This window comes from Catenulispora sp. GP43, assembly GCF_041260665.1.
GTDB lineage: Bacteria > Actinomycetota > Actinomycetes > Streptomycetales > Catenulisporaceae > Catenulispora.
On the sequence record NZ_JBGCCT010000007.1, the window covers coordinates 72293 to 92558 of the forward strand.

A 20266-nucleotide genomic window follows, 5' to 3' on the forward strand; every position below is an offset into this window, starting at 1 on the left:
GCCACAGGAGATCCATGAACGCCGAAAACACCTTCTCGCATCCCGGCCCGGCCGGCCGCCCGCCACAGGCTCACACGGGTGTCCGTCTTGCCTTAGTCGCAGCCGCGGTGGGCGCCGTCATTCTCACGGCTGCCGCATTCGTTCCGGCGGTCACGGTCCAGTCCCCTCCAGTGACCTCGGTAGCGCCATCGAGTGGAACGCCCACTCCGACACCGGCGGGCGCGCCCGCGTTGACAGCTCAACCGCGAGTCACACTGGTGGCACACGACGGCATCGCGGTCCTCGGCCTCGCGGCGATCCCGCTGGTAGTAGCACTCGGAGTGGGTCTGTTGCTGTGGTTTGCGGTCCGACGTGGTTCACGGCCAGCCGCCTTGGCAGCCTGGACGCTCGCGATCGCTCTGACGGCAGTCGCGGTCGTCGGCTTCGTCACCATCCTGATCGGGGTCGTGGTGATCCCGGTGGGGGTGCTGCTGATCATCGCCTGCACGCGTGTGGCCTCGGTCAACCCCCGGGCACCTGGCCAACATTCCTGAAGATGGTTACGCAACCCCGCACAGCAGTGTGCACTCCGGCGCGCTCGCACCGGCAGGTCCTCGGGAACTTGCAGTTCCCGATGCGTTCAAGAGTGCGCTCTACGCGGGGACGGACCCGCCGATGACGGTGATCGGCCGGTCGGTGCTGCTGATCCCGGCCCGTGTCGGTGGCCTTGACGCCGAGGTGCTGCCGCCGGACTACCAGCGGATCTTGGCTATCGTGCGCGATGCGGCCGGGCCGGTGAAGGTCAAGGAGGTCGGCGCCAAGCTCGGTCTGCCGGTTCAGGTGCGCGGCAAGTTGGAGCCGCTGCGCGGGAAGTTGACCAAGCTCGCCGATCGCGGCTGGCTGCGCAAACTCGCCGACGGCCGGTTCACGTCCGCCTTCTGAGGATCCCTTACCGTCATCGGGTCGGCCATGGACAGCAAAACACACACTGACCTGGATAGAAGACGTGGATACGGGCCGCCAGACATTCATGCCCCGGGTGTCGGAAGGTGCTGGGGCTGGCGGGATGACGTCCCGCATAGCAGGGATTATGCGGCCTCTGATATCACTCCAAAGTGGGGCAGTGATTGGAGTCCCGGGTAAGGGGCGCCCCGGCACCCAATGAGTTGGTGTGAAGAACAACAAAGAGCAGGCCGGGGACGCCGTCTCCCTGGTCTATCAGTGCCGCCTGCCGCTGTCCACGACCACCGTCACCTACATCGCCGACCTGCTGCGCAAACACCTGAAAGCGATCCGGTCCCGCTGGCGGTCGCTGCCGACAGGTCGGATCGCGGTCCTGGTGCTGGCGGTGCTGCGCCACGACCAACGCGCCGCCGACCTGGCCGGCGGCAACGACATCTCGGCCACCACCATCCGCCGCTGGACTCGTGAGGTGATCGACCTGCTCGCGGCCAAGGCCCCGCGCCTGGACCGGGCCCTGGCCAAGATCGCCCGACGCGGCGGCGAGGTCGCCCTGATCGACGGCACCCTCATCCCCACCCACCGCCGCACCGGCACAGCGAACCGGCCCAACTATTCCGGCAAGCACAAACGACACGGCCTGCACTTCCTCGCCCTCACCGACGACAACGGACGGCTGATCTGGATCTCCGCCGCCAGACCCGGCCGCACACACGACATCACCGCCGCCCGCCACGACCACATCGTCGACCGCCTCAAAAGCCGCCGGCCTCGGCGCCCTGGCCGACCTGGGCTTCCTTGGCCTCGACAACGACAGCGAGGATCAGGTTGTGATCACCGGCTACGGGGCCACCAGAAAGCGCAAGCTCACCACCGGTCAAAAAACCGCCAGCAAGGTGATCTCCGCAGCCCGCGCCCTCGTCGAGCACGGCTTCGCGCATTTGAAGAACTGGCGGATCCTCACCAAGCTCCGCACCGATCCCGCCCGCGCCACGAACCTGCTGCGAGCCCTGCTCGTACTGACGAACCTCGAACTCGACCGGTGACAGACGATCAAGACCGCAGACAGCCGCCCACCACCAGCACGAGCACCGACAAACCCTGCCACACCACCACACTGAGCAGCAGATTCAGCATGGTGGATCTTCAATATCTGCACGCCGCCGCCCGCATCCTGCACGGCGACGGCGAGGTAGCAGACACCGCGGTGGCCGAATGGGCCCTGACCATCCTGAACGGCAGATCCACCGACGTCACCGACTACCTCGCCGCCGCGGCCGACGCCCGCCACGACCCCGACGACCGCAAGAAGATCAGCGAGACCGTCACCTACCTGCGAAACAAACACGACTACCTGCGCTACGACATCGCTTTGGCCAACGGCTGGCCCATCGCCACCGGCATCGTGGAAGGCGCGGCCAGGCATCTGATCGCCGACCGCCTAGACATCACCGGGGCCCGCTGGTCACTGGCCGGCGCCGAAGCCGTCCTCAAACTCCGGGCCCTGATCTCCAACGGCGATCTCGACGCCTACTGGCGCTACCACCTCCAGCAGGAACACCAACGCAGCCACATAGCCCGCTACCAGCAGCAATACCAACTCACAGCCTGACCCACGAAGTCACTCCATATCATCTGCACCCGCCAAAGATTGATCGCATCGTAGAGCGAAGCCCTGACAGCGCTGGATGCCGACACTCATGCCTTGACGGCGTGAGATGATCTCCGCAGGCTATGGCTGCTGTTCGACGTGACCACAGGGGGACGCAATGCGCCGACGCGACTTGCTGCAGGCCATCGGGGCGAACCCCTCCGCGCCGGCGGACGTCCTGCTCCGATTGCTCGCAGACGAAGCATCCGAGCCGTGGGACAGAGCCGCGTGGGTGATGTGGCGTGGGGAGTTTCCCGAAGAGGTCGTCGATGCGATCGTCGCTCACCCCGAGAGGCGGATCCGCATGGCGCTGGCCGAAAACGGCCTCGTCTCCGGCGAAACGAGGGCCCGGCTCATCGATGATCCCGGCAAGGGCGTCCGGCTCTGCCTGGCCATGGGGCCGAATCTCTTCCGGATCCAGAGCCCGTCGCTGCCTGAATGGGCCCAGCGTCGGCTCATCGACGACCCGGACGAGATGATCCGCAGCGAGGCGCTGGGGTCGTACTACACGTCCCGTGAACTGCTCGCCGGCCTCGCAGAGCATGAGGACGCGCACAAGCGGAGTGCTGCTTGCCAAGCGTGGGATCTCCTGGGCGCGGCGGCTCGGGCACGTCTGCTTGCCGATGAGAACGACGACGTTCGTGGCCGCGCAGCGCGATACGCGAGCCGCGACGACCCGGACGCCACAGACATCTACATCGACTACATCGCTCGTTCAGACTCGCCGTCATACTCCTACGAAGATGTGCTGAAGCAAGCCCTGATCCATCGTTCGACCGCAGAGCGGCTGGCTCGCGAGGGCACGTCGACCGAGCGCGCCGCGATGGCCGGCAACCCCCACGTCCCGAAGGAAATCGCGCAGAGTCTCGCGACCGATGACGAACATCGCGTTCGGCTGATGGTCGCCTCCCGCCCCGATCTGAGCGAAGACGAGCGCGCGACGATCGACTACCACGTTCGGGTCGAGGACCGACTCGATCCGCTGTTCTGGGCGTGTGAGCTCGTCAACCCGGTCGAGATCCGCCGGTTCGCGCGCTCGGCGAACATCCTGATCCGCCGCAGCCTCGCCTACAACAAGGACCTGCCACAGGACGTCATTGACCTCCTCGGCGCGGACGACGACTTCCCGGTGCGGATCCTGCTGTGCGAGAACCAGCCGACCGTGGACGGCGAGGTCGTCCTCGACGTGTTCTTGAACTGGAAGAGCGTTGTGAGCGCGGCGCTGCAGGGGCACCCGAACTTCCCCCGCGGACAGCTTGCCGCGCGGTTCGCCGACGACCCTGACGAACACAAACGCTGGCTGATCTACAACGACCCTACTGCCGCCGCCGACGTGGTCCTGAAGTTGAGTCACGATCCGAACGTCAACGTGCGCCGCAGCATCGCCGGACACCCCAACCTCTCGCCAGAACGGTTGGCAGAACTGCTCCGCGATCCCGATGATGGCATCGCCGAGCGCGCGGCGCGCAACAGCAGCCTGCCGCCTGAGGCGATGCGCCGTCTGCTTGACGAGTTGGACGTCTCCGACTTACAGGGTCGTCCATCAACTGATGCGGCCTGACCAACCGCTTCTGTGGCGCTGCCCAGCGCCATAGAAGCGGCGGCTTGTCGTCGGACATCGGATCTGAGACGTCAGAAGGAGAAGCCCGCAGAACCCCATTGCGCCGAGGGTTCCGGCACGTGACGGAAGGTGACCGCGATGAGAGCGATGGACCCCAGCTCGCCGCGGCATGGACTGGCAGGCACGCCTATGGTGGTCACCGGGAAGGCGCTGACAGCCCTGGGGTCCCGCTTCGCCTTCTACGGCCGTTGCTCCACCGAGGACCATCAGGACCCGGTGACCTCGCGTGCCTGGCAATGGGATCAGGCGAGCATGGCCACTGCGGGTCATGGGTTGATTGTCGCGGAGTACTTCGATGTCGACCATTCCCGCACGCTGCCCTGGGGTCAGCGTCCGATGGCTGCCGCGCTGCTCGCGGAGATCGCTAAGCCTGACCGTCGGTTCGACGCGATCGTGATCGGCGAGCCGCAGCGGGCGTTCTACGACGCGCAGTTCGCCACTACGTACCCGGTGTTCCGGCACTACGGCGTCGAGCTGTGGGTGCCCGAGGTCGGCGGCCTGTTTGACGCGGAGAACGAAGCACACGCGATGACCATGGCGATGTTCGGCATCCTGGCCAAAGCCGAAATCACCCGCACCCGCCGCCGGGTGCGGGTCTCGATGGGAGCCCTGACTCGGATCCAGGGTCGATACATGGGCGGCCGGCCGCCCTACGGCTACCTGCTCGCCGACGCCGGCCCACACCCACATCCGCACCAACGCAGCCTCGGGGCCCGCCTGCACCGACTCGAGGTCGACCCGGTCGCCGCACCGATTGTCCGACGCATCTTCGCACTGCGCCTGGACGGAAACAGCCTGGAACGCATCTGCACCATCCTCGACCAAGAGGGCATCGCCTGCCCGTCCGCCCACGATCAGAATCGCAACCAGCACCGCGACGCCCTGCACTGGCAGAAGACCACGGTCCTGCAGATCCTGACCAACGAGCGCTACACCGGCATCCAAGTCTGGAACAAGTCCTCCAAGACGGAAGTACTCCTGGACGTGACCAATCCCGGGCTCAGCCACCGCACTACATTCCGCCCCAACCCCACCGAGGAATGGATCTACTCCGAGACCGACGCCCACCCGCCGATCATCAGCACGGCCGACTACCTGCGCGTGCAGGCCATCAGAGGCACCCGGTCGGACGCCGTCGCCGAGTACCGGCTGCGCGGACTGATCGTCTGCGCGGCATGTGGCCATCGGATGGAAGGCAGCAGCAACAACGGCCTGCTCTACTACCGCTGCCGGCGCGCCGACGGGCACACTGCCGACGGCCTCCCACGCACCGTGTACGTCCGTGAGGCCCTCATAGCCACCCACCTCGCACAACTGATCACGGCCGCGCTCCTCGGCCCCGAGCAGACCGACAGCGAGGCGCTAACCATCCCGCCGACGCTGACAGACCAGGCGAGCCTGCTGCGAGAACTCGGGCTGCGCATCTCCTACGACGCCGCCGGTCACACTTTCTCGATCGACAGCACCTACGGCACGATTGCCGTCGCTACGGAGACGCCAAAGAAAAACGACTACAAGATCGAAGAGATCTTGTAGTCGTACGTGTCCGAGGGGGACTTGCCCCATAACCCCACCAAATATCTTCAGATTCTTTACCGAGATTAGCATCGGCGGCACTTCGAGGCGAATGCTTGGAGATGCCGTTGCGGTCCGTAAATGGGCGCGCAGCTGTGGGCTCCAAGTCGCTGATCGCGGCCGCTTGCCGGACGAAGTCATCAAAGCATGGCGGGTCGCCCAGGGCGAGTAAGGCGTAGCGCAGCCGAGACGCTCCACTTCTGAGAGTGTGCGGGCTCGTTCCGATTTCGAGGGCCGCCATGGGGCGGCCCTCGAAATACCGGATCGGTGATCTTCGTGGGTACGCTTGTGTATGGCTCGGCAGTGACGCCTGAACTGAACGGATGGACCTCTCGGCACCTTCAGCGCCAAGCGGCTCCGCTACGCGATGTGCCGGAGCCGCTCACCGATCCAGACCGGATCGCACACTTGGACATCCGGCGACACGACCGTCTCGGCGGAACCCTCCGCGAGTATCGGCACGTGGCCTGAGCTGCATGGATGGAATTATCGGCAGGGACAACGTTAAAGGGTTTTCAGCTTCGGCGGGGATTGCCGGAGCCAGGCTCTGTACTCTCATGGCGGTGTTTGCCTGGTGCTGGTTGGTGGCAGTGCCTGACCGACTGCGCTGTGGTGGCTGGCGGTCATCGCGCGCGTGCGGCGTGTCTGCTCGATCAGGGCGGTCACCTCGTGCGGGGTGAGCAGCAGGGCCTGGGCGATCTGGCGGTCGGTGTGGCCGGCGTGGGCCAGCTCCAGGATCCGGTGCTCAGTCAGGGTTAGGCTCGGGGGCGCCGGCGGTGCGGGTTTCGGGCGCACTCCCTGTGCGGTCAACGCCTGGCGTGCCTGGCTGGCCAGCCGACGGCTGCCGCAGGAGTCGGCGAGGTCGAGGGCCTGGGTATGGCAGTGCCGGGCCTGATCGGCATAGCCGTCGCGGGCCAGTGCGGCTCCGAGCTGGAAGTGGGCGCGAGCCAATTCCAGGCGGGCAGGGGAGTCTTCCAACAGTGTCACGGCCTCGCGCAGTAGGGTCTTTCCCTCGCCCCCGCCCTGGATGGTGCCTAGGGTGCGTGAGGCTACGCCGATGGCTCGGTTCGTGCCCCAGCGATGGGCAAGCTCCAGTTCCTCGCTGGCCAGGGCAAGTGCGTCGGTGCGCTGTCCAAGGGCGAGGTGCAGCATCGCCGCTTGTGACCGCCAGGGCGTTAAGGTCACGCTGGTGACCTGAGCGCGTTTCATGTGCGCGCCGTATTCCTGCAGCAGGGCCAGGGCTGCGGCGGGATTGCCCCGGGCGGCGTGCAGGCGGGCGCGCACCAGCTGTGCCATGCCCTGCCAGCCCCAGCCGACCCGGTCGGTATCGGCATCCGGGGCGAGTGCCGCAGTCGCCGAGGGCAGGTCGCCGCCCTCCAGCATGGACTCCCCGACCAGGGTCATCAGCGTCAGCCTGACCCGGGGTTCCAGGCCGTCGCATCCCGCGGCGGCGGGATGGCCGAAGTCGGGGGTGAGCGGCAGCTGCCGGCCGCGGCGGGTGTGGACGAGCAGCTGCCAGGTCATGGCCGAGGAGATGAGCGGGAAGGAGCCCAGCCGCCGTCCGGCGTCGGCGACCGCCTCGAAGCGCGCTGCGGCGTCATCGAGGCGGTCGGTGGCCAGGAAGGCCCCTCCGGCCAGGGTGTTCAGTACCTGGGAGGGGTCGATGGCGGACAGTCCGCCGCGCAGGGCCCGCTCCAGCAGGTCGTTGGTGACGGCGGCGCTGGCGCCGCCGGTGACGGCCCAGTTGGACAGTGCGGCCAGGACCGCGCACTCACCGGGTGTGTCACCGGCCAGCTGGTAGTCGAACAGCCGCCGGGCGTGGGCCCGGGCGGCCGGAAGGGTGGACAGCTGGTCGTGGCCGATCACCACCATCTGCGCCTGCAGGAACCACGAGGCCTCACGGGCGATGCCGGTGCCGCCGTCGTCGGTGTGCCGCAGATCCTGCACCGCGCGGGCCAGCGCGTCCAGGGCCCGGTCGTGCTCATGCCCGACATACAGCGAGGCGCCCAGGTGGATGGCTGCCTCGGCACGGGAGTACGGATCCGTCAACTCCGCCTGGGCCTGCGCCAGATGGTGCCAGGCCGCGCAGGCATCGACCTGCAGCTCGTCCCTGCCCAACTCCAGCACCACCGCAGCGCGCTGGTCGGCCGGCACCGGTTCGCGCAAGGCCCGACGCAGATACACCACGGCGCTCTCGGCAGAACCCTGACTGCGGCTCACCCGCGCCGCCTGCCGCAAGGCATCCACCCGCCAGGGCTGCCCGCCCGGATCTGCCAGCAGCAGGTGGGCCGCGACCACAGCCGACGGTTCGCCGTCGCGGTGCAGCAGCTCGGCGGCCCGCCCATGCCCTTCAGCCAGCTCCACCGGCCCCAGGACCGCCTCGGCAATGGCGGCGCGGATCAGGGGATGAGCGAACCGCACGGACTGTCCAGGGGCCAGCACTCCGATCCGCTGCAAGGCGAGGCCGAACTCGCGGGCCTGGGCCTCGCCAAGCCCGGCCAGCTCGGCCGCGACATGCCAGGCTGGTTCGTCGCCCAGTACCACCAGGGCCTGGGTCAGACGGCGGGCTGGCTCGCCCAGCCCGGCCAGCTGCCCGACCACGGTGCCGGCCAGGATCCGGTTCCCGAGCTGCCGCACCACCTGCGCCTGGTCGTCGGCGGGCTGGACCACGCTGCCGGCCAGGGACCGCAGCAACTCTCCCAGCAACAGCGGGTTACCCCCGCTGGCCTTCGCGCAGGCCGCGACGAACCCCGGTTGCGCTGGGCCCAAGCTCGCCTGCACCAGCTGCTGCACGCTGCCGGCCGCCAATGCCGGAAGCCCGACGGGCAGGCAGCCCGGCGCCTTGGCGATCTGCTCCAGCAGCGGGGCGACCTGCTCGCCGCTGCCCGGCCGTGCGGCCAGCACCAACAGCAGGGGCAGACCGCTCACACGCCGCGCCAGGTACTCCAGCCACCGCACCGACGGCGGATCCGCCCAGTGCACGTCATCAACCAGCAAGGCCAGCGGGCCGTCATCACAGGCGTGCACCATCAGCCAGAACAGCCCGTGCAGCAACCCGGCTAAGGCATCCGGCGCCCCATCGGCCCCAGGCAGATCGGCATCGGCCTCCACGATCCGCCTGGCCAGCTCGGCCGGGCCGCTCAACAGATGCTCGCGGCCAGCCTGGCCGGCACGGCCGATCACCGCCTCGGCGAGCTGACGCGCCACCGCGAATGCGAACCCGGACTCCATCTCGCTGCCCCCAGCCCACACCAGGCGCATGCCCTGATGCTGCTCGAGTTCTGCCCAGAGGTTCAGCAGCGAGGTCTTGCCCATACCGGCGTCGGCCTGGACCAGCACCACCCGGCCCTGCCCGAGGCGCGCCGCCGCGGCCGCGGCCTGTAGCTGCGCCAGCTGCTGGTCACGGTCAAGCAACCCACGGCCCGCCCCGGTCAAGGCAGCAGGGCACGCGGTGTCGTGCTGGGAGTCGGAGGCCACCTGCACCCGCATCCCAGCGCCGGCCCCATGTTCCCGACCATCAGGCAGGCACCGGCCGGGACGCACCAGCGACAACACAGCAGACTTCTCGGCCGCGGTGGCCTTCAGAGCCGCCAGCAGCACCTGGACCGTATGAGTCTGCGGACGGCTGGTTCGGCCCCGTTCAAGGTCGCTGATCGCCCGAATGCTCAACCCTGACAACTGCGCCAGTCGCTCCTGGCTCAACCCCGCCCGCCGGCGCAGCCCGACCAGAACCCCACCCAGCGAGCCGGAGGATGGCCCGACCGGCTCATCGCCGACCCCGCCAACCGGTGCCGCACCGTCAGCGCCGTCAACACCCGGCTTTTCCCCTGGCAGCATCCTGTTTTTCCCTCGGCACTCGGGCGGCCCGGCATCGACGGCGGGGCGCCAGCGATTCAGTGTTCTGAGTCCGGCAGACGGTGATCTTTCGCGGACGCTACCAGAGGTGCGGTTTCCCTGGAAGTTCTGCCGGTACTGCCGGTTGCCCAGCCGCTTTTCCGCCGGGTGCCTTTCGGTTTCCGCCTGGTGTCCGTCCGCCGGCACGCGCTGTGATGTACACAGCCGGGGCCGGACAGGGGAAGCGGAATCGCAGCGCCGGGACGTACCAACCGGCTTGCCTGCCGCGGTATCGACAGCAGGCCGTGCAGGAAACCCTTCGCAGCTCTGCTGTCAGGTCTCAATACGTCGGCCTGGCCGCCGTATGTCAACGCCCGCCACCACTCTCGTCTCGGCCGAACGCGGCCCGCTCACACCAGGCCGCCGGCCGACCACTCAAGGGGTTCACATGCTCAAAACCCGAAGACCGCATGCGCGCATCCGAGCCGGGCTCGATCGCGCCCTGCGCGGCCTGACCGCCATGGCGGTCATCATCGCCACCACCATCACAGTCATCACGCTGACGGCCGTGACGGCCAACGCCGTCATCGGCGGGCACCATTCACTGTCCTGGAACATGCAGGGCAGCAATGGCGACAAATGGGCAATGGTCGGCCGAGAGATGAAGGCAACGAGCCAGCTGCCAAACGGCAACTACGACGTGGTCGCGTTGCAGGAGGCCGGGAGCGAGCCGGGGGTCAGCCCCCTTCCAGTCACCAACACGTGGACGCTCAGCGGTTACACAGTGACCGAGTACTACTGGGAGATGGGAAGGTCGAGCAGTCAGAACGGCGTTTGGGTGTATTTCGTATCGCCGCAGCAGCGCAACGGGCTGGCGATCTTGTCGCGGAGCCGGGCCAGCAACGTCCAGATCCTGCCGCAGCAGCCACAGGCTAACGGCACGACGACGCCCGGGAGCAGGCCTGCCCTCGGGATCCAGCTGTCCAGTGACAACAGCTGGTGGTGGACCCTCCATGCCAGCTCGAACGGCAACAACATGTCCAACGATGCCGACAACGTGCTCGCCGCCATCGACACGCTGATGACAGGGCAGAACTACGCGGTTCTCGGCGATTTCAACCGCAACCTACAAGGCACGACCAGCGGCGGCACTGCGATATCCGTGACGCTGCCGGTCGGCACCGGCATCGTCCGCTCCCGTCAGATAACCTTCCCAAACCGGGACTCCGAGCTGGACTTCATGGTCACCAACGATGGCGCGGCCAACATGAACGCGCACATCCTGCAGACTCTGGGGGGATCAACCGTCGGGGACAACACGTTGCGAGATGCGGGCGACGGTGGCGGGGACCACTACCCCGTGCAGTTCGGCAACACTCTGCGGGGCGGGGCCGACGTGCAGTTCAGCGTGAGCAGCCAGCCTGGCCAGTGTCTGGACGTCGCGGTGCCCGCCGGCGGGGCCGTCATCAACGGCACACCATTGACGCTCAACAGCTGCGATCCGCTATCGGGCCTTCAGATATGGACGGTCAACCCGGATGGCACCATCACCAACGGCAGCATGTGCCTGGATGACAACGGCGGCCGGGCCAGGGACGGCGACGCGGTCGACCTGTGGGAGTGCGCCCCCGGCGCGGTCAATGAGCAGTGGGTGCTTCAGACCGACGGCAGCCTGTACAGCCGGGCATCGGTCGCCAACGGCTCGCAGGCGATGTGCCTGGACACCAGGCCTCCCGGTGGCCCCACCCCGCCACCGGGGGCCGCGGGGCTGAGCCTTCGGGCCTGCAGCACCAGCGCCGCGGCCACCCAGCAGTTCACCGTCCCCGGCACGCCGGCCCCGACCTACGGGCAGATCACGCAGACCACCGACTCGGGCCATTGCCTGCAGCCCGGCGGGAACGTCACGCCCGCCCCCTCGGGGGGCTGGCCGGCCGGAACCTCCAACCTGACGCTGGGGGCATGTGGGACCGACAGTGGGTACGCGGGCAAGTACTGGGTGCTGGGAGTGGACGGCACACTGCGCGACGGCCTGGGGGCGTGCCTGGACAACAACGGCGCCGGCACCACTGACGGCAATCGGGTCAGCACCTATCCGTGCTGGTCGGGGTCTAATCAGAAGTGGGCCCGGACCGTCGACGGGCGGATCGTCAACCCGGCGACCGGGATGTGTCTGGACTCCACCGCGCCCACCAGCGCCGGGGGCCAGAGCCTGTCGGCGAACTATCCGGGCATGAGCCTGAAGACCTGCACCGGAGCCCTCACCCAGCTGTGGAACATCGGCCTACCGCCCGGGTCGACCGCCGGGCAGATCACTTCGCGCAGTCAGCCCGGCCAGTGCCTGGACGCCTCCCCATCCGGGGGACCCATCGTCGCCGATACCCAGCTCCAAATGGACAGCTGCGCGCTGGGCAATGCCACGCAGGTGTTCTCCTCCAACAGTGACGGGACCATCACCGACAACGGATACTGCCTGGACAACAATCAATTCAAAAACGCTAACGGCAACCAGGTGGAACTGTGGACCTGCGGCCCCGGCAACACCAACCAGAGATGGCTGGGTCTGCCCAACGGGCAGATCCTCAACCCGGCCACGGGCAAATGTCTGGATACCACGCCACCGAGTAGTCAGCCGCAGACGCCGCCGCCCGGGAGCGGGCCCGGAATGAGCCTGCGAACCTGCAACACCACAGCTGCCACGCAGCTGTTCAACGTGCCCGGAGATCAAGTGACCCCGGCCTTCGGGCCGATCACCCAGGCCGGCGCAGAAGACCAGTGTGTGCAAGCAGGGCCCAACCCCTACTACCAGCTGACGTTCCAGTCCTGCCAATCCGGTGCCAGCACGCAGATGTGGGTGATCGGAGCCGACAGCAAGATCCGCAACAGCTCCAACGGCGCGTGCCTGGACAACAACGCCCAGACCAATGTCAGCGGCAACCGGGTAGACACCTACCTCTCGAACGGCGCCTGCCCGAACTACCCGAACGAGCAATGGTGGGTGACCTCCGCCGGGTGGATCGTCAACCCTGTCACCGGCATGTGCCTGGACTCGACGACCAACACCAGCGGCGGCTCCCCGCCGAGCATGAGCCTGGTCACCTGCACCGGCAGCCCCACACAGCTATGGCAAGTACCCCAGGGGACCACCGGCACGCTTCCCGCGTTCGGCCCGATCAGCAACCCCGCTACCGGCCAGTGCCTTGACCCGACAATGATGGCCGACGGCACGCTCCCCACGGGCGGAGCTCCGATCCTGCTCCGAGCGTGCCCGGCGGCCCCAACCCCCTACGCGAGTACCAACAAGTTCTGGTCACTGCTGCCCGACGGCACCATCAGAAACGACTTCAACACCTGCCTGACCAGCTACAACGCCAGCGCCACCCCCGGCACCTGGGCCTACCTTTTGCCCTGCACCAGCGGCGCAGCTGCCGTCCAGCGGTGGCAGCAACTACCCAACGGCACCCTCGTTAACCCCTTCAGCGGCCTGTGCCTGGCGAACAAGCCACCCACCGGGCCGTCCGGGGCAACCGGCATGAGCCTGCAGAGCTGCAACGGCGCCGACCCCACTCAGCAATGGGCCCTCCCGGTGCCCAACGGCACTATCACCTTGGCCAATGACCCGACCACCTGCCTCGACGGGGACGTGGGCACTGTCGACGGCTACGCCTGCCGGGCCGCGGAATTCACGCAGGACTGGTCACTCAACGCCAACGGCACTATCAGCTTCACCTCGGCCGGCGTGACCCAATGCCTGACGGCCGCAAGCATCACCGCCGTCAGCGAAGGCCCGTGCTGGCCCACCGTCCAGGTGTACGACCCCAGCCAGTCGTGGACGACAGCCAACGGCATGATCGTCAGCACCCTCAACGCCCAGTGCCTGACCCTCGTCAACGGGCAGCGGGCCGCCCTGGCTCCGTGCACCCGGTCAACGGCCCAGACCCTCACCTTGCCGTGGACCGAAGGCCACATCCAGCAGCAGGGCAACCAGAGCCAATGCCTCGATCAGAGCCCCGGCCTCGGCGCCAGCACGACCCTCACAACATGCGGAAGCAGCCAGTCCGAGGACTGGACCTACAACGGCAACGAAACCGTGACCACCGCCATTGCCGGACAAGGAACCGGCTGCCTCACCGCCCCAGGAACCGGCACCAACGTCACAGTGCAAACCTGCACCCCAGGCGCCGCCAACCAATACTTCTACTACAGCGTCGCCGGGTACCTGTACAACCCGCCCACGGACCAATGCCTAACCCACGCTTTGACCGGCCTCCTCATGATCCTCAGCTCCTGCACGGGGTCAGCCAACCAGATGTTCAAACTCACCAGCATGTAACGCAATCACCGACAGGGTTGGCGATTTCCGACCGGGAAGCTGATGGAAAAGGTGGCGGTCCGGTTCCATAGTGCTCCGCGTCCTGCAGCTCCAGAGCATGGAGCCGCAGGACGCGGCGTCTCACGATGCACGATCCGAAAGGGCATCACAGAGCCGACTTCCAAGACGGCCGCAACGCGAACCAGTACGCGAACCCGCTGATGCTGCTCGGCTACGCGCCGTCGGCCCACGGCGGTCATGCGGACACGGACCAGTGACCCCTGCAGTGCGAACCCAATCTGTCCGTACCCTGGTGCGCTGTTATGCTCGCCAACCCAGCCCGGCTGAGTCAGGAGTCTTATTTACATGTCATGATGGTCCCGTGGTGCGTATGCGGAGGCCGCTGGCCGAGTTGGTGATGTCTGCCGATGAACGGTCGGCGTTGGAGGTTTGGGTCAGGCGCCGGTCGACGCCGCAGGCGTGGGCGCTGCACTGCCGGATCATCCTGTCCTGCGTCCAAGGGCACGCCGAGTCAGGACGTGGCAGCCCAGCTCGGCTCGACGCCGCAGGCGGTGGCACGTTGGCGGGCCAGGTTCGCGCAGTACCGGATCGCCGGCCTGGGTGATACGCCCCGCTGCGGCGGGCCGCGCATGGTGACCGATGACAAACGGTCGGCAGAGATCGACGCCGTGTCGGCGGTTCAGCTCTTGCCCTGCCGCGCCGAACGGCATCTCCTGAAGGGTCGCGGCGTGACACGCAGAGGATCGGACCGCGCTCGGGCGGTCTTTCAGCGAAACGCCAGGTCATCGCTGGCGACTGCCACCGGGCGCCATCCTTGCCGCACGTCTGACGTGCTGAGACACCGGAAGCAGAGCGGTGCAAAGGGCCCTGACTTGCGGGCACAGGTGGTGCGATATGGCGAGGCGGAAGCAGACCGCGATACCGGCTTTGTTCCCCCTGTCCGCGGTACAGCCCCTGTGCCGCGCTCCGGTCCCCGAAGCGTGTACGCCGGTGCCTCTGGCAGTCGTCCCCGTCGACCGGCCGGATCGGGACTTGCTCGGTTCGTAGGCGTCGGGCCGGGCCCGACGGGTGACTGACACTGCGGTGGGCGGGCTGTGGTTCGCGTTCTATTGGCGGTGCTCGACCGAGGACCATCAGGACCCCGTCACATCACGGGCCTGGCAGCTGGGCCAGGCATTGGCCACCGTCGGCGGCGAGGGCCGGATCGTGGTCGAGTTCTCCGACGTGGGCAAGAGCCGTTCGATGTCGCCGCTGCTGCGCCCGGGGTCGGCGGCGCTGCTGGCGGCGCTGGCCGACCCGAATCGCGGCTTCGACGCCGTGGTGATCGGGTCGAACGAGCGGGCGTTCTCGGGCAACCAGTATTCCCTGGTCGCCCCGTTGTTGGCGTCGCACGGGGTGCAGTTGTGGATGCCGGAGCTCGGGGGCCGGGTCGATCCGTCGATCGATACCGTCGAGGAGCTGATGGACCTGCTGGGGATCCTGGCGCGTCGTGAAGTTCTGCGAGCGCGGGCCCGGGTCACCAACGCCATGACCGTCCAGGTTCGCGATCAGGGCCGCTATGAAGGCGGCCGGGTGCCGTACGGCTACCTGCTGGTCGATGCCGGCCCGCACCCCAACCGGCGGGAGGCCCGGCGTGGCGTGCGGCTGCACACTTTCGGCGTCGATGCGACCACGGCCCCCACCATCGAATGGGTCTTCGCGATGCGGTTGGAGGAGTTCAGCATCGCCAGGATCACCCGGGCCCTGAACGACGCCCAGATCCCGTGCCCGTCGGCGGCCGACCCGGACAGTAACCCGCACCGCAGCGGCGCCGCGTGGACCCTGGGCACGGTCCGGGAGATCCTTCAGAACCCCGTCTACACCGGCCGCATGGTCTGGAATCGCAGCCGGACCGATCGCGACCTGGTCGATCCGGACAACCTCGCGCTCGGGCGCCGTGACGTGCGGCGCCGCAACACCCCGGACCAGTGGGTGATCTCCGAACGGCGTACCCACCCGGCCCTGGTCAGCGAGGCCGACTTCGTCGCCGTGCAGGCCCTGCGCGCCAAGCATGCGAAAGCGAAGCACGACTACCGGCTTAAAGGGCTGCTGCGCTGCGCGAGCTGCGATCGCGCCTTCGAAGGACACTGGGTCAATCATGTGCCCGGCTACCGTTGCCGCCACGGCCACAGCAGCGCCAAAGACCCCGGAACGCGGCCGGCGGCAGCAACCTATCTGCGCGAGGACCGGGTCCTTTCCAAGCTGCCGCTGCTGCTCCACAGACTTACCGCCGCCGAACCGGCTGCGGTCATCACCGGCGCGACTGCCAGCGCCGCCCGCCCTGTCCCGCCAAGCCCCGAGGAGGTGATCGACCACCTGCGCGAACACGCCCTCGTGCTCCGCTACGACCCCAGAACTCGGACGCTGGAGACCGGCAGCGAGCACCCGGTGCGCATCACCATCTGAACGAACAGCTCATCAGAACCGACTGCCGAAAGGAGAAGCCCGGAACACGCGACCCGCCGTCACACGACGGCCGTCGTCAAGGAACGCATTTGTTGGGAGGTGATAGGAGGCACGACCAGCGCCCGGGATAAGGCGAGAAGAAGCCTGGGTGCCAAAAAGGGCTGCCCGAAAGCAGCCCGATATGGGGTAATTGTGTGTCCGAGGGGGGACTTGAACCCCCACACCCTTAACGGGCACTAGCACCTCAAGCTAGCGCGTCTGCCATTCCGCCACTCGGACGAGTGTCTTGAGCAGATCAGGGGCGTTACCGCCTTGATCCGCTCGCGTTGGGTCAACCATATCAAAAGTTGGGGGTGCTGTTTCAACACGCTTCATGTGGCGGTGTGTGGGGCGGGTGGGCTCACCCTGACGGGTGATTGTTCGGACCTTTGGGGCGGGGGTTGGGGGTGTGGGGGCTGGTGCGGGGTTAGCTTCTGGTGGGTGCCGCTTACTTTCTGTGCAGGGATGGTGCGTCATCGGGAGTGTCTGGGAGTCGGAGTGGGGGCCCGCGCGGGCCCGGGAGCGGTTCTTCGCCGGTGAGGGTTTTGGTGAGGGGGTCGCTTGTGGTGGTGTCGGTGCTGGTGGCGGTGGGTTTGGTGCCGTGGCCGGTGCTGGTGCGGCGTTGTTCGGGGCGTCCCGTGGTGCCGGTGGTGCTGGTCGTGCCGCTGGTCTTGGTGATGCGGGCGTCTTTTCGGGCACTGGTGGGCCGGTGCGCTCCGGGATTCTTGCTTCGTGGCGGCGGTGCCGGGCCGGTGGGTTGGGTCCGGAGACTGTGGATTTGCCCTACGCGCCGGATGTCGGGGCTGAGGAGTTGCTGCTCAGGGCCTCGGCGCCGGTGTTGGAGCGGTTGCATGCCATGTTGGTCGACACGCCGGTGTGCGTGGTGCTGAGTGATGCGGCGGCTCGGATTCTGATGCGGCGTGCTGGGGAGCCGGGGTTGAACCGGCATCTGGATGCTGTGCAGTTGGCTGAGGGGTTCAGCTATCACGAGACCGATGCCGGGACGAATGGGATCGGGACGGCTTTGGCCGAGGGGCGGCCGGCTGTGGTGCTCGCGGGGGAGCACTTCGCCGATCGGTTCCTGGCCTTCGTCTGTGCCGGTGTGCCGATTCGGGATCCGTTCAGCGGCCGGATCCGGGGAGTGGTGGACCTCACGTCGTGGCGGCGGGATGCGAGTCCGTTGATGGCGGCGTTGGCGGCGGAGGCCGCGGAGAACATCGAGCTGCGGTTGTTGGAGCAGTACTCGGTGAAGGAGCGCGCGTTGTTGGCGCAGGCGCGGCGGGCCGGCGGGCTCGCGGCGGGCCGGACCGACGCGGCGGCCGGCGACGGCCGGGACAGGAACGACGAGGCCGGCGGCGCGCGGCGGACCCGGGGCGAGCTGGTTCTCGCCTCCCGGACCCGGCACGGCGTCGGTGCCGACGCCGGCCACGGCGAGCGCCGCGACCGGCACCTCGTACGGGGTAAGGCGGCCGAGCTGGTCGCGGCGGCCAAACGCGACGCGGTGACCATCCCGTTGCCCGGCGGCCGCCACGCCAAGCTCACGGCCCGCACCGGTCGCACCGCGGCCGGCACGGAGGTGGTCACGGTGGAAGCGGAGATGACGAGCGGCAGGGCGGTGGCGGGCGGTGGGATGGCGGGTGTGGCAGGTGTAGCGGGTGCGCAAACGGGCGCACCGGCAAACACGCCAGCGAACACGCCGCCGAGGTTGCCGGCCGCCAGGACGCCCGAGGACGCGGCGAGGCGATTAGAAGATGAGCCGAGGCGGCAGACGAATGATGCGGCGCGGAGATTAGAAGACGAGCCGAGGCGATTGGTGGATGCGGCGGGGTCGAGGCGACTAGGGCAACAGCAAGCAGGTCAAAAGCAAGCAGCGCAGAAGCAAGCCGACCAGCCAGCCGACAGGCAACCGCCCGCCAGCGCGTCAGGCGAGACGCAAGCGGCCCCGGCGACCGCGAACCCGGTGACAGTGCCCCGGCCCGGAGGATCGCAGGTACCTTCGGCGGAGAGTCTGCCGAGAGCAGAGCGCCTGCCGGGAGCCGAAAGCCCGTCGAAGGCTTCAGCCGATCAAGCCGACCCCGCAAGCAAAACCAGCCCCCCAACCCCTCAGCACCCGCACTCCGCCCTCGTCATGGTCGGCGAGCCGACCGTCGGCCGCATCGCGGTCGCCGCGCGCCAGCGCCTGGCGCTCCTCCTCGACGCCAGTGGCCGCATCGGCACCACGCTGGACATGGAGCTCACCGGCGGGGAGCTGGCCGAGATCGCGTTGCCGGACTTCGCGCAGCATGTCGCGGTGGATCTGGCGAGCTGGGTTCTGGACGGTGAGGAGTGCCTGCCGCCGGGCAGCGAGGTGAAGTTGCGGCGGGTGGCCGTGCGGAGCATTCGGCGGGGCAAGGTGCATCGGGTGGCCGGGGCGCACGTCGCCTACAGTGCCGCCACCGCGCAGGCGCGTTGCATGATCGAGCGGCATCCGGTGTTGGACGCGCAGCTCACCGCTGCGACTGCCGGCAAGCGTTGGGTTGCCGAGGATCCGGATAGTTCTGTGATCGCGGCGCCGATCATCGTGCAGGGCATGGTTCTGGGTGTCGCCTCCTTCTACCGGCTCGGGAATGCCGACCCCTTTGACGAGGACGACATCCAGCTGGCCGGTGATCTCGCCTCGCGCGCCGCCGTGTGCCTGGACAACGCGCGGCGGTTCGAGCGGGAGCGGGCCATGGCGCTGGCTCTGCAACGCAGTCTGCTGCCGCGCGCCTTTCCGAACCAGTGCGCGGTGGAGGTGGCGCACCGCTACCAGCCTGCGCAGGAGGGCGTCGGCGGGGACTGGTACGACGTGATCCCGCTGTCCGGGGGCCGGGTGGCGCTGGTGGTCGGCGACGTGGTCGGGCACGGCATTCATGCGGCAGCCACGATGGGGCGACTGCGCACTGCCGTCCGCAACTTCTGTGCGCTGGATCTGCCGGCGGAGGATCTGCTCAGCCAGTTGGACGCGCTGGTGGAGTCGATGGACGCCGACGAGGCCGAGGACCAGCGCGGCGTCGGCATCATCGGCGCGACCTGCTTGTACGTGGTCTACGACCCGGTGACCGGGATGTGCTCGGTCGCGGCGGCCGGGCATCCCTCGCCGGCGGTGGTGGCCCGGGACGGCTCGGTGGAGTACCTGGAGCTGCCGACCGGTCCGCCGCTGGGCCTCGGGGGCTCGGCGTACGAGGCGGTCGAGCTGCCGATCGACGAGGGCAGCACCCTGGTCCTGTACACCGACGGCCTGGTGGAGAGCCGGGAACAGGACATCGGGACCGGACTGGAGCGCCTGCGCGCGGCGCTGGCCGGCCCGGGGCGCGATCCGGAGGAGCTGTGCGCCTCGGCGATCGGCGGCCTGCTGCCGGAGCGGCCCTCCGACGACGTCGCGCTGCTGGCCGCGCGGGCCCGCCGCACGCTGCCGGACCGGGTCGCCACCTGGGACGTGCCGACGACGCCGGAATCGGTGGCGTTCCTGCGCGCCGAGGTGTCCCGGCAGCTGCGCGCCTGGCGGCTGACCGAGCTGGTCTTCACCACCGAGCTCGTGGTCAGCGAACTGGTGACGAACGCCATCCGGCACGCGACCGGCCCGGTCGAGCTGCGCCTGCTGCGCGACAGGGCCCTGATCTGCGAGGTCGCGGACGGCAGCAGCGTCTCCCCGCGCCTGCGCCGCGCGCAGACCTTCGACGAGGGCGGCCGGGGCCTGTTCCTGGTGGCGCAGTTGTCCCAGCGGTGGGGGACGCGGTACACCGCGCGCGGCAAGGTGATCTGGTCCGAGCAGCAGCTGCCGGTGAACGGCGATTATTAAGCAGAGTGCTGA

The 20266-nt window shown here is 68.2% G+C and carries 10 protein-coding genes, 1 tRNA gene and 1 pseudogene; 10 read left to right on the plus strand and 2 right to left on the minus strand.

What is annotated here, in order from left to right:
* Positions 1 to 257 precede the first annotated feature (257 nt).
* The 6 genes and pseudogenes from ABH926_RS16180 to ABH926_RS16205 all read left to right on the plus strand — a co-directional run bounded on the left by ABH926_RS16180 (position 258) and on the right by ABH926_RS16205 (position 5747).
* Entirely contained in the window at positions 258 to 533 is a 276-nt protein-coding gene (locus ABH926_RS16180; RefSeq protein ID WP_370366410.1) for a hypothetical protein, read from the plus strand.
* Between the two features lie 121 nt (positions 534 to 654).
* The gene (locus ABH926_RS16185) at positions 655 to 921 is read left to right on the plus strand and encodes a hypothetical protein (RefSeq protein WP_370366411.1); all 267 of its coding nucleotides are present in this window, start codon (positions 655 to 657) and stop codon (positions 919 to 921) included.
* 490 nt (positions 922 to 1411) lie between these two features.
* Positions 1412 to 1645: pseudogene (locus ABH926_RS16190) on the plus strand (transposase family protein); the annotation flags it as partial.
* A gap of 82 nt (positions 1646 to 1727) precedes the next feature.
* Complete coding sequence (locus tag ABH926_RS16195) at positions 1728 to 1985, plus strand: transposase family protein (RefSeq protein ID WP_370366716.1); 258 nt, start codon at positions 1728 to 1730, stop codon at positions 1983 to 1985.
* 723 nt (positions 1986 to 2708) lie between these two features.
* The gene (locus ABH926_RS16200; RefSeq protein ID WP_370366412.1) at positions 2709 to 4151 is read left to right on the plus strand and encodes a hypothetical protein; all 1443 of its coding nucleotides are present in this window, start codon (positions 2709 to 2711) and stop codon (positions 4149 to 4151) included.
* Positions 4152 to 4289: 138 nt separating this feature from the next.
* On the plus strand, positions 4290 to 5747 hold the full coding sequence (locus tag ABH926_RS16205) for a recombinase family protein (RefSeq protein WP_370366413.1): 1458 nt from the start codon (positions 4290 to 4292) through the stop codon (positions 5745 to 5747).
* A 594-nt stretch (positions 5748 to 6341) separates the two neighbouring features.
* Here ABH926_RS16205 and ABH926_RS16210 read toward each other — a convergent pair.
* The gene (locus tag ABH926_RS16210; RefSeq protein ID WP_370366414.1) at positions 6342 to 9827 is read right to left on the minus strand and encodes an AAA family ATPase; all 3486 of its coding nucleotides are present in this window, start codon (positions 9825 to 9827) and stop codon (positions 6342 to 6344) included.
* A gap of 241 nt (positions 9828 to 10068) precedes the next feature.
* Here ABH926_RS16210 and ABH926_RS16215 point away from each other — a divergent pair, with 241 nt between their 5' ends.
* The 3 genes from ABH926_RS16215 (at position 10069) to ABH926_RS16225 (ending at position 16395) form a co-directional block, all read left to right on the plus strand.
* Entirely contained in the window at positions 10069 to 13950 is a 3882-nt protein-coding gene (locus tag ABH926_RS16215; protein ID WP_370366415.1) for a ricin-type beta-trefoil lectin domain protein, read from the plus strand.
* Positions 13951 to 14075: 125 nt separating this feature from the next.
* On the plus strand, positions 14076 to 14207 hold the full coding sequence (locus ABH926_RS16220) for a hypothetical protein (RefSeq protein ID WP_370366416.1): 132 nt from the start codon (positions 14076 to 14078) through the stop codon (positions 14205 to 14207).
* Between the two features lie 826 nt (positions 14208 to 15033).
* Positions 15034 to 16395: a recombinase family protein gene (locus ABH926_RS16225; RefSeq protein WP_370366418.1), complete on the plus strand. Its 1362-nt coding sequence runs from the start codon at positions 15034 to 15036 to the stop codon at positions 16393 to 16395.
* 195 nt (positions 16396 to 16590) lie between these two features.
* Here ABH926_RS16225 and ABH926_RS16230 read toward each other — a convergent pair.
* A tRNA-Leu gene (locus tag ABH926_RS16230) sits at positions 16591 to 16674 on the minus strand.
* 532 nt (positions 16675 to 17206) lie between these two features.
* Between ABH926_RS16230 and ABH926_RS16235 the strand changes: the two genes are divergently transcribed.
* A complete protein-coding gene (locus ABH926_RS16235) occupies positions 17207 to 20254 on the plus strand; it encodes a SpoIIE family protein phosphatase (RefSeq protein WP_370366419.1) in 3048 nt (1015 codons plus the stop codon).
* The last annotated feature ends 12 nt before the right edge of the window (positions 20255 to 20266 follow it).